Origin of the sequence: Enterobacter cloacae complex sp. SHL020 (genome assembly GCF_049236945.1) — a bacterium.
In the GTDB taxonomy this organism is placed as follows: domain Bacteria; phylum Pseudomonadota; class Gammaproteobacteria; order Enterobacterales; family Enterobacteriaceae; genus Enterobacter; species Enterobacter dykesii.
The window spans coordinates 66,411-78,973 of sequence record NZ_JBMKJF010000010.1; the positions used below are offsets into that span (position 1 = coordinate 66,411).

The following is a 12,563-nucleotide window of genomic DNA, read 5'->3' on the forward strand; positions in this document are numbered from 1 at the left end:
ATTCACAATGGAAATCAGTCTGTTGCAGGCGCTTGGGTTGGGCATACTCGCCTTTATCGCCGGTCTGGATATGTTTAACGGGTTAACGCACATGCACCGCCCGGTGGTACTCGGGCCGCTGGTCGGCCTGATTCTGGGCGATCTGCATACCGGTATTTTAACCGGCGGCACGTTAGAGCTGGTCTGGATGGGGCTGGCCCCGCTCGCCGGTGCCCAGCCGCCGAACGTTATTATCGGCACCATCGTGGGGACCGCATTTGCCATCAGCACCGGCGTGAAGCCAGAAGTCGCGGTTGGCGTCGCCGTGCCGTTTGCCGTTGCGGTGCAGATGGGGATTACGTTCCTCTTCTCGGTGATGTCCGGCGTGATGTCACGCTGCGATCGCATGGCGGCCAATGCAGATACTCACGGTATTGAACGGGTGAACTATCTTGCGCTGCTGGCGCTCGGCATCTTCTATTTTCTTTGCGCGTTCCTGCCGATCTACTTCGGCGCGGAACATGCGAAAACCGCCATTGATGTGTTGCCGGCGCGGTTGATTGACGGCCTCGGCGTCGCGGGCGGCATCATGCCCGCCATCGGCTTTGCCGTGCTGCTGAAGATCATGATGAAAAACGTCTACATCCCTTACTTCATTATCGGTTTTGTCGCCGCCGCCTGGCTCAAGCTTCCGGTGCTGGCGATTGCGGCGGCCGCGCTGGCCATGGCGCTGATCGACCTGATGCGTAAATCACCTGAACCGACGGCTCCCGCGGCCCAGAAAGAGGAATTCGAAGATGGCATCTAACCACACCACCCTGCCGGACGTGTCTGAAAGCGAAGAGACGCTGCTGACCGGCGTGAATGAAAACGTCTACGAAGACCAGAACATCGGTGCCGAGCTGACGAAAAAGGATATTAACCGCGTGGCCTGGCGTTCCATGCTGCTGCAGGCCTCGTTTAACTACGAGCGTATGCAGGCCTCCGGCTGGCTGTACGGGCTGCTGCCCGCGTTGAAAAAGATCCACACCAACAAGCGGGACCTGGCGCGGGCGATGAAAGGGCATATGGGCTTCTTTAACACCCATCCGTTCCTGGTGACCTTTGTTATCGGCATCATTCTGGCGATGGAGCGATCCAAGCAGGATGTGAACAGCATCCAGAGCACCAAAATTGCCGTCGGCGCGCCGCTCGGCGGTATTGGCGACGCCATGTTCTGGCTAACCCTGCTGCCCATCTGCGGCGGTATTGGCGCCAGCCTGGCGCTGCAAGGGTCGATTCTGGGCGCGGTGGTCTTTATCGTACTGTTTAACGTGGTGCACCTCGGCCTGCGCTTTGGCCTGGCGCACTACGCTTACCGGATGGGCGTCGCGGCCATTCCGCTGATCAAAGCCAACACCAAAAAGGTCGGCCACGCGGCGTCTATCGTCGGGATGACGGTGATTGGCGCGCTGGTGGCAACCTACGTCCGCCTCAATACCACGCTCGAAATCAAGGCGGGTGATGCGGTTGTCAAACTGCAGGCCGACGTCATCGACAAGCTGATGCCCGCGTTCCTGCCGCTGGTCTACACCCTGACCATGTTCTGGCTGGTGCGCCGCGGCTGGAGCCCGCTGCGGCTGATCGGTATCACCGTGCTGCTGGGCGTTGTCGGTAAATTCTGTCACTTCCTGTAAAAGCAAAGAGGTTGCGATGTTAGGCATTATTTTGACGGGTCACGGCGGTTTTGCCAGCGGGCTTGAGCAGGCGATGAAGCAGATCCTCGGCGAGCAGCCGCAGTTTATCGCCATCGATTTTCCGGAAACCTCCACCACCGCGCGGCTGACCGCTCAGCTTGAGCAGGCGGTAAGCGAACTCGATGCGCAGCACGATATTGTGTTTCTCACCGATTTGCTCGGCGGCACGCCGTTCCGCGTGGCGTCAACGCTCGCGATGCAAAGGCCGGGTAGCGAAGTGATTACCGGCACCAACCTGCAGCTGCTGCTGGAGATGGTGCTGGAGCGCGACGGATTAAGCAGCGAGGCGTTTCGCCTGCAGGCGCTGGAGTGCGGGCACCGCGGCCTGACGAGCCTGGTGGACGAGCTGGGGCGCTGTCGCGAGGAAGCCCCGGCTGAGGAAGGGATATGAGCCAGCTGCTGCGCGCGCGACGGATCCTTACCGAACAGGGCTGGCTGGACGACCACCAGCTACGCATTGAAAGCGGCGCGGTTGCGGCGATTGAACCCATCCCGGCGGGCGTGACGACGCGCGATGCGGAACTGCTTTGCCCGGCGTATATCGATACGCACGTCCACGGCGGCGCGGGCGTGGACGTCATGGATGATGCGCCTGACGCGCTGGACATTCTGGCAGTGCATAAAGCGCGCGAAGGTGTGGGCGCATTTCTGCCCACTACCGTGACCGCGCCGCTGGAGATTATCCACGCCGCGCTGATGCGTATCGCCCGGCGCAGTCAGTCCGGCGGACCCGGCGCGCAGATCCTGGGCAGTTATCTGGAAGGACCGTTCTTTACGCCGCAGAACAAAGGGGCGCATCCGCCCGAGCTGTTCCAGGAGCTGGATATCGCCGAGCTGAACAGGCTGATTGACGTTTCACAGAGCACGCTACGGGTTGTGGCGCTCGCGCCAGAAAAACCCGGCGCGCTGCAGGCGATTCATCATCTTAAACAGCGAGGCATACGCGTGATGCTTGGCCACAGCGCGGCCACGTACGAGCAAACTCTCGCCGCGCTTGACGCGGGTGCCGACGGGCTGGTGCACTGCTACAACGGCATGACGGGGCTGCACCACAGAGAACCCGGCATGGTCGGCGCAGGGCTTACGGACAAACGGGCGTGGCTGGAGCTGATTGCCGACGGCCACCACGTCCATCCGGGGGCGATGCGCTTATGCTGCTGCTGTGCGAAGGATCGCGTGGTGCTGATTACCGATGCCATGCAGGCGGCAGGTATGCCGGACGGACGGTATACCCTGTGCGGCGAAGAGGTCACGATGCAAAACGGCGTGGTTCGAACCGGCTCCGGCGGGCTGGCGGGCAGCACGCTGTCGCTGGATGCTGCGGTCAGAAATATGGTGGAGTATGCGGGCGTAACAGCCGAAGAGGCGATCCATATGGCCTCGCTGCATCCTGCCCGGCTGCTGGGCGTTGACGGTCAGCTTGGATCCTTAGCCGCGGGCAAACGCGCCAATATTATTGCGCTGGACGGTGGTTTACACCTCCAGCGGATCTGGATTCAGGGCCAGGCTCTCCCCCTTTAGCCCTTTCATTGTGTCTCCTTTTGGCTTTACGGCCTGAAACCGTAAGGCCTTTCTTTTCCTTTCCTTAAATTTTCCCTTTCCTTTCACGATCACACTTTTCGCTTTATTTCTTTTCTTCCATTGAAGTTTCGATTTCTTTTCTATAGATTTTATTTAACTGTTTAAGTGAACAAGTGAAACGAAACGAAAGATAGCGACACGATTGCCAGCGTCTGATGTGGAATTCACACGACTAAGGACTGAGTTATGCCACAAACCACTCCCGCCGCGACAACCGGCACCTGGACCGAGGAAGAAATCCGCCAGCAGCCTGCCAGCTGGATCCGCTCGCTCAACAACATCGATAACCTGCGTGCTTCGATCGACAGTTTCCTGACGCCGCTGCTGCGCAAGCGCGATCTGCGGATCGTCCTGACCGGCGCGGGCACGTCCGCCTTTATCGGCGATATCATTGCGCCATGGCTTTCAAGCCACACCGGGAAAAACTTCACCGCCGTCCCGACAACCGATCTGGTCACGAACCCGATGGACTACTTCAGCTCTGAGCACCCGCTGCTGCTGGTTTCGTTTGCCCGCTCCGGCAATAGTCCGGAAAGCGTCGCGGCCGTTGAGCTGGCAAACCAGTTCGTGCCGGAGTGCTACCATCTGTCGATCACCTGCAACGAGGCGGGGAGCCTGTACCAGAACGCCGTCGACAGCGATAACGCCTTTGCGCTGCTGATGCCTGCCGAAACGCACGATCGCGGGTTCGCGATGACCAGCAGTATCACCACCATGATGGCGAGCTGTCTGGCCGTGTTCGCCCCGGAAACGATCAACAGCCACACCTTCCGCGACGTCGCCGAACGCTGTCAGGCGATCCTCACTACGCTCGGCGATTTCAGCCACGGCGTCTTTGGCAGCGAACCGTGGAAACGGATCGTGTATCTGGGAAGCGGCGGCCTGCAGGGCGCGGCGCGCGAATCGGCGCTAAAGGTGCTGGAGCTGACGGCGGGCAAGCTGGCGGCATTTTACGACTCCCCGACGGGCTTCCGTCACGGGCCGAAGTCGCTGGTCGACAACGAAACGCTGGTGGTGGTGTTCATCTCCAGCCATCCGTATACGCGTCAGTACGATCTGGATCTGCTGGCCGAGCTGCGCCGCGATCGCCAGGCCCTGCGCGTCGTCGCCATCGCCGCTGAAAACGATCCGGTCATTGAAGCGGGTCCGCATATTCTCCTGCCGCCTTCACGTCCGTTTATCGATATGGAACAGGCGTTCTGCTTCCTGATGTATGCCCAGGTCTTTGCGCTCACCCAGTCGCTCAGCGTGGGCAATACGCCCGATACGCCATCCGCCAGCGGGACGGTTAACCGCGTGGTGCAGGGCGTCGTTATTCATCCGTGGCAGGCTTAAGAGGATCTGATTATGAGTATTATCTCGACGAAATATCTTCTGCAGGACGCACAGGCAAAAGGCTACGCCGTACCGGCGTTCAACATCCACAACGCGGAAACGATCCAGGCGATCCTCGAAGCGTGCAGCGAAATGCGATCGCCGGTGATCCTCGCGGGCACGCCGGGCACCTTTAAGCACATTGCGCTGGAAGAGATCTACGCCCTGTGCAGCGCCTACTCCCACACCTACGACATGCCGCTGGCGCTGCACCTCGATCACCACGAATCGCTGGACGATATTCGCCGCAAGGTCAACGCGGGCGTGCGCAGCGCGATGATCGACGGCAGCCACTATCCGTTTGACCAAAACGTGAAGCTGGTGAAGTCGGTGGTCGATTTCTGCCACCTCAACGACTGCAGCGTCGAGGCCGAGCTGGGCCGTCTGGGCGGCGTGGAAGATGACATGAGCGTGGACGCGGAAAGCGCATTTCTCACCGATCCGCAGGAGGCGAAACGCTTCGTCGAACTGACCGGCGTAGACAGTCTTGCCGTCGCCATCGGCACCGCGCACGGCCTGTATACCAAGCGCCCGAAAATCGACTTCCAGCGGCTGGCAGAAATCCGCGAAGTGGTCACCGTGCCGCTGGTGCTGCACGGCGCGAGCGATGTGCCGGATGAGTTTGTTCGCCGCACCATCGAGCTGGGCGTGTGCAAAGTCAACGTGGCGACCGAGCTGAAAATTGCTTTCTCTGACGCGGTTAAGGCCTGGTTTGCCGAAAACCCGCAGGGCAACGATCCGCGCTTCTATATGCGGGTCGGCATGGACGCCATGAAAGAGGTGGTCAGAAGCAAAATTATGGTTTGCGGCTCGGCGAATAAATTAACGCTAAGCCCTGTGACGGTATAAATGTGTAAACACCAGACTATGCCTTGAGGAGCAGAAATATGAGTGCACCAAATATTTTATTAACCCGCATCGATAATCGCCTCGTGCATGGCCAGGTCGGTGTGACCTGGACATCCACTATTGGCGCGAATTTATTGATAGTTGTTGATGATGAGGTGGCAAAAGATGAAATCCAGCAAAAGCTAATGGGAATAACGGCTGAAACCTACGGGTTTGGCATCCGCTTTTTCTCTGTCGAAAAAACCGTAGCCATCATCGCGAAAGCCGCACCACATCAGAAAATCTTCTTGATATGCCGTACGCCTGAAACGGTGAAAAAATTGATTGAAGGCGGTGTGCCGCTGAGAGATGTCAATGTGGGAAATATGCATTTCTCTGAGGGAAAGAAACAGATCAGCAGCAAGGTCTATGTCGACGATAGAGATCTGTGCGATCTTCATTTTATTCAACAACGTGGCGTAAACCTCTTTATTCAGGACGTGCCAGGAGATGCTAAAGAAAGCATTCCTGACTAATTTCGCTGTCTCGACATTCTAAAAAGCGGAACATGATTACGAGGCAATAAAATGCATGAAATAACATTAGTTCAGGGTTTATCTCTGGCAGCATTAGTCTTCATTTTGGGAATCGATTTTTGGCTGGAAGCACTTTTTCTGTTTCGTCCTATCATCGTCTGTACGCTTACTGGCGCGATTCTGGGCGATATTCACATTGGCCTGATAACCGGTGGACTGACCGAGCTGGCGTTTGCCGGGCTAACCCCGGCAGGGGGCGTGCAGCCCCCTAACCCAATTATGGCAGGCGTCATGACGACAGTTATCGCCTGGTCAACCGGAGTCGACGCGAAAACGGCCATTGGTCTTGGTCTGCCTTTTAGCCTGCTGATGCAATACGTCATCCTGTTCTTCTACTCGGCATTTTCCCTGTTTATGTCCAAAGCGGATAGATGCGCGAAAGAGGCTAACACCGCAGCGTTTGCGCGCCTCAACTGGACGACAACGCTTATCGTCGCCAGCACGTACGCCGTTATCGCGTTTCTGTGTACCTACCTTGCACAGGGCGCGATGCAGGCTCTGGTAAAAGCCATGCCAGGCTGGCTTACGCATGGCTTTGAAGTCGCAGGAGGCATCCTGCCTGCGGTGGGTTTTGGCTTATTACTTCGCGTTATGTTCAAGGCGCAGTACATCCCTTATCTGATCGCAGGCTTCCTGTTCGTCTGTTATATCCAGGTCAGTAACTTACTGCCTGTGGCCGTGCTGGGTGCTGGATTCGCTGTGTACGAGTTCTTTAACGCAAAATCCAGAAATGCGGCCCAGCCTCCTGCTGCAAGAGTAAAAAATGATGAAGAGGACTACAGCAATGGGATCTGAAATCAGTAAAAAAGACATTACTCGCCTGGGATTCCGTTCTTCTTTGCTCCAGGCCAGCTTTAACTATGAGCGAATGCAAGCAGGCGGATTTACCTGGGCCATGCTGCCGATTCTTAAGAAGATATACAAAGGTGATAAAGACGGCCTAAGTGCCGCAATGAAAGATCATCTGGAATTCATCAATACGCATCCAAATTTGGTTGGCTTCCTGATGGGCTTGCTGATTTCAATGGAAGAGAAAGGTGAAAACCGCAGCACAATTAAAGGGCTGAAAGTCGCGCTGTTTGGACCGATTGCCGGGATTGGTGACGCAATTTTTTGGTTTACGTTGCTCCCCATTATGGCGGGGATTTGCTCATCGTTTGCCAGCCAGGGAAACTTACTGGGGCCGATCCTTTTCTTCGCTGTCTATCTCGCCATTTTCTTCCTGCGCGTCGGCTGGACACACGTAGGGTATTCTGTAGGGATCAAAGCGATCGATAAGGTGCGGGAAAACTCGCAGATGATTGCCCGCTCAGCCACCATTCTGGGGATCACGGTGATTGGCGGGCTGATCGCTTCTTACGTCCATATCAACGTCGTGACGACCTTCGCCATCGACAGCACCCATAGTGTTGCGCTCCAGCAGGATTTCTTCGACAAGGTGTTCCCCAACATTTTGCCAATGGGGTATACGCTGCTGATGTACTACCTGCTGCGCGTGAAGAAAGCGCATCCTGTGCTGTTGATTGCGATTACCTTTATGCTGGCCATTGTCGGCTCGGCCTTCGGAGTTCTTTAAATGAGCACGATCGAGTTTCTGGAACATCCTGACTACGAAAGCCTGAGCGAAGCGGCTAGCGAACACTTGCTGGCGCTGGTTCAGTCCAGGCCCGATGCGGTGATTTGCGTGGCAACGGGAGCAACCCCTTTGCTGACCTACCATCGTTTCGTCGAAAAAGTCAAAGCAGACAGGATCGATATCAGTAGTGTGACCTTTGTGAAGCTGGATGAATGGGTGGGACTGGTGCCTGATAATCCCGCAACCTGTGAGGTCTTCCTGCAACAGCATCTACTTAAGCCACTCGGCGTTGCTCCCGAGCGCTATATTTCGTTTATCTCTGACAAAGCGGATCAGCAAGAGTGTAACCGTGTGATCAGAGAAATTAAGGCGCGCGGTGGTCTGGATCTCTGTGTGTTAGGCATTGGCAAAAATGGTCACCTGGGGCTAAACGAACCCGATGAATGGCTGGAGCCAGGTTGTCATATTACCTCCCTCGACGAGCGTACGCAGTTGCATGATATGCTCAGAGTGGCAGGCACACCGGTTGAACAAGGCATCACTCTGGGTTTGCAGGATATTATGGCGGCAAAGGAAGTTTTGTTGCTGGTTGCCGGAGAAGGTAAACAGCACGCGTTTGCGGCAATGAGAGAAGGAAAAGTGTCAACGAGAATACCAGCGTCCTTCCTTTGGCTACACCCGAATACATCGTGTCTTTATTGCACAACGTAAGACACAAAGGGTATCAGGCAGCTCTTCTGGATCTGCCTGCTTTTTCTTTTCCGACATTATTCCGACATGTTTTTGTCGGGTTAGGCGCAGCCGCCACCCGGCAAAACAGGCGGCAGGGGCTTACTCCCCCTGCTGCTCCAGCGCATGCTTATACAGCGCATTTTTCTTCACGCCGTGAATTTCCGCCGCCAGCGCAGCGGCCTTCTTCAGCGGCAGTTCCGCCTGCAGCAGCGCCAGCGTGCGCAGCGCGTCGGCAGGGAGCGCGTCTTCCTGCGCCTTATGCCCTTCGACAATCAGCACCATTTCACCCTTGCGACGGTTTTCGTCTTCCTTCACCCACGCCAGCAGTTCACCCACTGGGGCACCGTGAATGGTTTCCCAGGTTTTGGTCAGCTCGCGCGCCAGCACCACGTAGCGGGCTTCTCCCCACACGGTCACCATATCTTCCAGGCTTTCCAGCAGGCGGTGCGTGGATTCGTAGAAAATCAGGGTGCGCGGTTCCGCTTCCAGATCTTTTAACACGTCACGGCGGCCTTTGGATTTGGCAGGCAGGAAGCCTTCATAGCAGAAACGGTCAGACGGCAGACCCGCGGCGCTCAGCGCAGCAATGGCAGCGCACGGTCCCGGCAGCGGCACAACGCGAATACCGGCTTCGCGACAGGTACGCACCAGGTGATAGCCGGGATCGTTTATCAGCGGCGTACCGGCGTCGGAGACCAGGGCAATGTTCTGTCCCTCTTTCAGCTTCGCCAACAGCGTTTCGGCTTTTTGTTGCTCATTGTGATCGTGCAGAGCAAACAAACGGGCGTTAATCGCGAAATGTTGCAGCAACAAGCCAGTGTGGCGGGTATCTTCAGCAGCTATTAAATCAACAGCTTGCAGTACGGTGAGCGCACGTTGGGTAATATCAGACAAATTCCCGATAGGAGTAGGTACAATATAAAGCTGGCCTTGAGAATTATCTGCCGTTTCGTGTTGTTTCATTGTTTCGTCCGTATTGCCGATTTAATATTGAGCATTGCGTAAAAAAAATCACTGGATACAGTATGGTACCGTTAACGTTTCTTCGAAAAAAAGCCACGCGCAGCGTGCCGCTTCTGCTGGCAGCCCTGATCTTAGCAGGCTGTGGCACCCAGGCACCTGACCAGAGCACAGCCCATCTTCAGGGTTCTGCTCAGGCTGATTCTGGCTTTTATCTGCAACAAATGTCGCAGAGTTCAAATGATACCAAGACCAACTGGCAATTACTCGCCATTCGTGCACTGCTGAAAGAGGGTAAAAGCCAGCAGGCAGCCGAACTGTTTAACCAGCTGCCGAAAGATCTTAACGACGCCCAGCGTCGTGAGCAGAGCCTGCTCTCTGCCGAGCTGAAGGTCGCGCTGAAAGATTACGCCACCGCGAAGAAGATCCTCGGTGACATTGACGTGAGCGCGCTGGATAAAAATCAGCAGGCTCGCTTCTGGCAGGCGGGCATTACCGCGGAGCAGGGGCGCCCTTCCCTGACGTTGCTCCGCGCCCTCGTCGCGCAAGAGCCGCTGCTCGGCGGTGCCGATAAGCAGAAAAATATCGATGCCACCTGGCAAGCGCTTGCCTCTATGACCCAGGAACAGGCGCAGGCGCTGGTCATCAACGCCGATGAAAACGTCCTGCAGGGCTGGCTGGATCTGCAGCAGATGTGGTTTAACAACCGCAGCGATCCAAAGATGCTGAAAGCCGGTATTACGGACTGGCAGACGCGCTACCCGCAAAACCCGGGTGCGAAAATGCTGCCAACCCAGCTGGTGAACGTGCAGAACTTTAAGCCAGCGTCCACCAGCAAAATCGCCCTGCTTCTGCCGCTCAACGGCCAGGCGGCGGTGTTTGGCCGTACCATTCAGCAGGGCTTTGAAGCCGCGAAAAACGGTACCACCTCGGTAACCGGCAGCGCGGTTCCCGCGCAGGCGGCCCAGGCGGCTAACGTGAATGATGTTGTCAGCCCGTCCGCAGCGGAGACCAGCGATCTGACCACGGCGCAAGCGCCGGCGCAGGGTACGATGCAAAACCCGGTGACGGCCCCGACGACGCCTCCGGCTACAGCGGCACCGGCTGCAGCAGCTCCGGCTACTACAGCACCTGCAACTCAGGCTCCGGCCGAGACGCAAGCGGCTCCAGCGCCTGACGCAACGGCAGAACAGTCTCAACAGCAGACTGCCCAACCTGCCGCGCAGCCGCAGACCGTGGCAACCACCAGCGCCAACCCGGGCGCTGAGGTGAAAATCTACGACACCAGCTCGCAGCCGCTTGACCAGGTTCTGGCGCAGGTTCAACAGGACGGGGCGAGCATCGTTGTCGGTCCGCTGCTGAAAAATAACGTGGAAGAGCTGATGAAGAGCAATACCTCGCTGAACGTGCTGGCGCTCAACCAGCCTGAGCAGGTTCAGAACCGGGCCAATATTTGCTACTTCGCGCTTTCCCCTGAAGATGAAGCCCGCGATGCGGCGCGCCATATTCACGAGCAGGGTAAGCAGGCTCCGCTGCTGCTCATCCCACGCAGCGCGCTGGGCGATCGCGTGGCCAATGCCTTTGCCGATGAGTGGCAGAAGCTCGGCGGCGGCGTGGTGCTGCAGCAGAAATTCGGTTCCGTCTCTGAACTGCGCGCGGGCGTAAACGGTGGAGCGGGTATCGCGCTTAACGGCAGCCCTGTCACCGCCAGCCTGCCACAGCAGCAGGGCGTGACGATTGGCGGCCTGACGATCCCTGCCCCACCAACCGACGCGCAGATTAGCGGTGGCGGCAAAGTGGATGCGGCCTATATCGTTGCCACGCCGCAGGAGATCGCCTTTATCAAACCGATGATCGCGATGCGTAACGGCAGCCAGAGCGGCGCAACGCTCTACGCCAGCTCGCGCAGCGCGCAGGGCACCGCTGGCCCGGATTTCCGCCTGGAAATGGACGGTCTGCAGTACAGCGAAATTCCGATGCTGGCAGGCAGCAACCCGGCGCTGATGCAGCAGGCGCTGAGTAGCGTACGTAACGATTATTCGCTGGCGCGTCTGTATGCGATGGGTGTCGATGCATGGGCGCTGGCGAACCACTTTACCCAGATGCGGCAGGTGCCGGGCTTTGAGCTTAACGGCAACACCGGCGATCTGACCGCGACTCAGGACTGCGTGATCAACAGGAAGTTATCATGGCTCAAATACCAGCAGGGGCAAATCGTCCCGGCCAGTTAAGCCGTAAAGAGACCGGCGATGCGTGGGAGTTAAAGGCGCGTCGCTGGCTTGAAGGCAAAGGACTGCGCTTTATCGCCGCTAACGTCCGCGGGCGCGGCGGCGAAATTGATCTGATCATGAAAGACGGTCAGGTCACCGTATTTGTAGAAGTCCGCTTTCGACAGTCCTCCCGTTTTGGCGGTGCTGCCGCCAGCGTGACGCTCGCCAAACAACATAAATTATTACAGACTGCCCACTTGTGGCTTGCCCGCCATAATGGGAGCTTTGATACTGTGGATTGCCGGTTCGATGTGATAGCCTTCACCGGAAATGAGATCGAATGGCTCAAAAACGCTTTTGGCGAAGATGCATAATTAAGATTTAAAAGGGATAACGTGCTCGAAAGAATTAAAGTGTGCTTCACAGAAAGCATCCAGACTCAGATTGCCGCGGCGGAAGCCCTTCCGGATGCTATCTCGCGTGCCGCAATGACGCTGGTGCAATCCCTGCTTAACGGCAACAAAATCCTCTGTTGTGGCAACGGCACGTCAGCCGCCAACGCACAGCATTTTGCTGCCAGCATGATCAATCGCTTTGAAACAGAACGCCCGAGTTTACCCGCCATTGCACTTAATACCGATAATGTGGTCTTAACGGCGATTGCTAACGATCGTCTGCATGACGAAATTTACGCAAAGCAGGTGCGAGCCCTGGGTCATGCCGGAGATGTGCTGTTGGCCATCTCCACGCGCGGCAACAGCCGGGACATTGTCAAAGCCGTTGAAGCCGCCGTCACCCGCGACATGACCATCGTGGCCTTAACCGGCTATGACGGTGGTGAGCTGGCGGGTCTGCTCGGGCCGCAGGATGTGGAAATCCGCATTCCTTCTCACCGGAGCGCGCGTATTCAGGAGATGCATATGCTCACGGTGAACTGCTTATGTGATTTGATCGATAACACGCTTTTCCCTCACCAGGATGATTAAGGAGT

14 protein-coding genes are annotated in these 12,563 nt (G+C 57.0%); 13 read left to right on the forward strand and 1 reads right to left on the reverse strand.

Annotated features, from left to right (window positions below; all coding sequences use genetic code 11):
* Window positions 1–7 precede the first annotated feature (7 nt).
* From agaW to ACOTZB_RS19565, 10 genes are all read left to right on the forward strand, one after another.
* On the forward strand, window positions 8–787 hold the full coding sequence (agaW, locus tag ACOTZB_RS19520) for a PTS N-acetylgalactosamine transporter subunit IIC (protein WP_024906387.1): 780 nt from the start codon (window positions 8–10) through the stop codon (window positions 785–787).
* A complete protein-coding gene (gene agaE / locus ACOTZB_RS19525; protein WP_126329212.1) occupies window positions 777–1,655 on the forward strand; it encodes a PTS N-acetylgalactosamine transporter subunit IID in 879 nt (292 codons plus the stop codon). Before agaW ends, agaE begins: the two co-directional genes overlap by 11 nt.
* 16 nt (window positions 1,656–1,671) lie before the next feature.
* Window positions 1,672–2,106, forward strand: a complete 435-nt coding sequence (gene agaF, locus ACOTZB_RS19530) for a PTS galactosamine/N-acetylgalactosamine transporter subunit IIA (protein ID WP_023333563.1) — start codon at window positions 1,672–1,674, stop codon at window positions 2,104–2,106.
* Complete coding sequence (gene nagA, locus ACOTZB_RS19535) at window positions 2,103–3,236, forward strand: N-acetylglucosamine-6-phosphate deacetylase (RefSeq protein WP_421628241.1); 1,134 nt, start codon at window positions 2,103–2,105, stop codon at window positions 3,234–3,236. The genes agaF and nagA overlap by 4 nt, the downstream gene beginning before the upstream one ends.
* 246 nt (window positions 3,237–3,482) lie before the next feature.
* The gene (locus tag ACOTZB_RS19540) at window positions 3,483–4,631 is read left to right on the forward strand and encodes an SIS domain-containing protein (protein ID WP_421628243.1); all 1,149 of its coding nucleotides are present in this window, start codon (window positions 3,483–3,485) and stop codon (window positions 4,629–4,631) included.
* A gap of 12 nt (window positions 4,632–4,643) precedes the next feature.
* On the forward strand, window positions 4,644–5,519 hold the full coding sequence (gene kbaY / locus ACOTZB_RS19545) for a tagatose-bisphosphate aldolase subunit KbaY (RefSeq protein WP_421628245.1): 876 nt from the start codon (window positions 4,644–4,646) through the stop codon (window positions 5,517–5,519).
* 38 nt (window positions 5,520–5,557) lie between these two features.
* Window positions 5,558–6,034 (forward strand): PTS galactosamine transporter subunit IIB, encoded by a 477-nt coding sequence (agaB, locus tag ACOTZB_RS19550; RefSeq protein ID WP_421628247.1) that lies wholly within the window; start codon window positions 5,558–5,560, stop codon window positions 6,032–6,034.
* 51 nt (window positions 6,035–6,085) lie between these two features.
* Window positions 6,086–6,889: a PTS galactosamine transporter subunit IIC gene (agaC, locus tag ACOTZB_RS19555; RefSeq protein WP_421628248.1), complete on the forward strand. Its 804-nt coding sequence runs from the start codon at window positions 6,086–6,088 to the stop codon at window positions 6,887–6,889.
* A complete protein-coding gene (gene agaD / locus ACOTZB_RS19560; RefSeq protein ID WP_421628296.1) occupies window positions 6,879–7,670 on the forward strand; it encodes a PTS galactosamine transporter subunit IID in 792 nt (263 codons plus the stop codon). Before agaC ends, agaD begins: the two co-directional genes overlap by 11 nt.
* Entirely contained in the window at window positions 7,671–8,381 is a 711-nt protein-coding gene (locus ACOTZB_RS19565; protein ID WP_421628249.1) for a galactosamine-6-phosphate isomerase, read from the forward strand.
* Window positions 8,382–8,501: 120 nt separating this feature from the next.
* Here the strand turns inward: ACOTZB_RS19565 and rsmI are convergent, their stop codons facing one another.
* On the reverse strand, window positions 8,502–9,365 hold the full coding sequence (rsmI, locus tag ACOTZB_RS19570; protein WP_421628251.1) for a 16S rRNA (cytidine(1402)-2'-O)-methyltransferase: 864 nt from the start codon (window positions 9,363–9,365) through the stop codon (window positions 8,502–8,504).
* A gap of 62 nt (window positions 9,366–9,427) precedes the next feature.
* Here rsmI and ACOTZB_RS19575 point away from each other — a divergent pair, with 62 nt between their 5' ends.
* Genes ACOTZB_RS19575 through diaA form a run of 3 tightly spaced genes read left to right on the forward strand, consistent with a single transcriptional unit; the run spans window position 9,428 to window position 12,558 of the window.
* The gene (locus ACOTZB_RS19575; protein ID WP_421628252.1) at window positions 9,428–11,593 is read left to right on the forward strand and encodes a penicillin-binding protein activator; all 2,166 of its coding nucleotides are present in this window, start codon (window positions 9,428–9,430) and stop codon (window positions 11,591–11,593) included.
* Window positions 11,551–11,946 (forward strand): YraN family protein, encoded by a 396-nt coding sequence (locus tag ACOTZB_RS19580; protein WP_198886078.1) that lies wholly within the window; start codon window positions 11,551–11,553, stop codon window positions 11,944–11,946. The genes ACOTZB_RS19575 and ACOTZB_RS19580 overlap by 43 nt, the downstream gene beginning before the upstream one ends.
* Before the next feature lie 21 nt (window positions 11,947–11,967).
* Window positions 11,968–12,558 (forward strand): DnaA initiator-associating protein DiaA, encoded by a 591-nt coding sequence (diaA, locus tag ACOTZB_RS19585; RefSeq protein WP_003861754.1) that lies wholly within the window; start codon window positions 11,968–11,970, stop codon window positions 12,556–12,558.
* The last annotated feature ends 5 nt before the right edge of the window (window positions 12,559–12,563 follow it).

Bases quoted from the DNA above. Each gene is read 5' to 3' on its own strand.
- agaW (WP_024906387.1), top strand. From the start codon at position 8: ATGGAAATCAGTCTGTTGCAGGCGCTTGGGTTGGGCATACTCGCCTTT.
- agaE (WP_126329212.1), top strand. From the start codon at position 777: ATGGCATCTAACCACACCACCCTGCCGGACGTGTCTGAAAGCGAAGAG.
- agaF (WP_023333563.1), top strand. From the start codon at position 1,672: ATGTTAGGCATTATTTTGACGGGTCACGGCGGTTTTGCCAGCGGGCTT.
- nagA (WP_421628241.1), top strand. From the start codon at position 2,103: ATGAGCCAGCTGCTGCGCGCGCGACGGATCCTTACCGAACAGGGCTGG.
- ACOTZB_RS19540 (WP_421628243.1), top strand. From the start codon at position 3,483: ATGCCACAAACCACTCCCGCCGCGACAACCGGCACCTGGACCGAGGAA.
- kbaY (WP_421628245.1), top strand. From the start codon at position 4,644: ATGAGTATTATCTCGACGAAATATCTTCTGCAGGACGCACAGGCAAAA.
- agaB (WP_421628247.1), top strand. From the start codon at position 5,558: ATGAGTGCACCAAATATTTTATTAACCCGCATCGATAATCGCCTCGTG.
- agaC (WP_421628248.1), top strand. From the start codon at position 6,086: ATGCATGAAATAACATTAGTTCAGGGTTTATCTCTGGCAGCATTAGTC.
- agaD (WP_421628296.1), top strand. From the start codon at position 6,879: ATGGGATCTGAAATCAGTAAAAAAGACATTACTCGCCTGGGATTCCGT.
- ACOTZB_RS19565 (WP_421628249.1), top strand. From the start codon at position 7,671: ATGAGCACGATCGAGTTTCTGGAACATCCTGACTACGAAAGCCTGAGC.
- rsmI (WP_421628251.1), bottom strand. From the start codon at position 9,365: ATGAAACAACACGAAACGGCAGATAATTCTCAAGGCCAGCTTTATATT.
- ACOTZB_RS19575 (WP_421628252.1), top strand. From the start codon at position 9,428: ATGGTACCGTTAACGTTTCTTCGAAAAAAAGCCACGCGCAGCGTGCCG.
- ACOTZB_RS19580 (WP_198886078.1), top strand. From the start codon at position 11,551: ATGGCTCAAATACCAGCAGGGGCAAATCGTCCCGGCCAGTTAAGCCGT.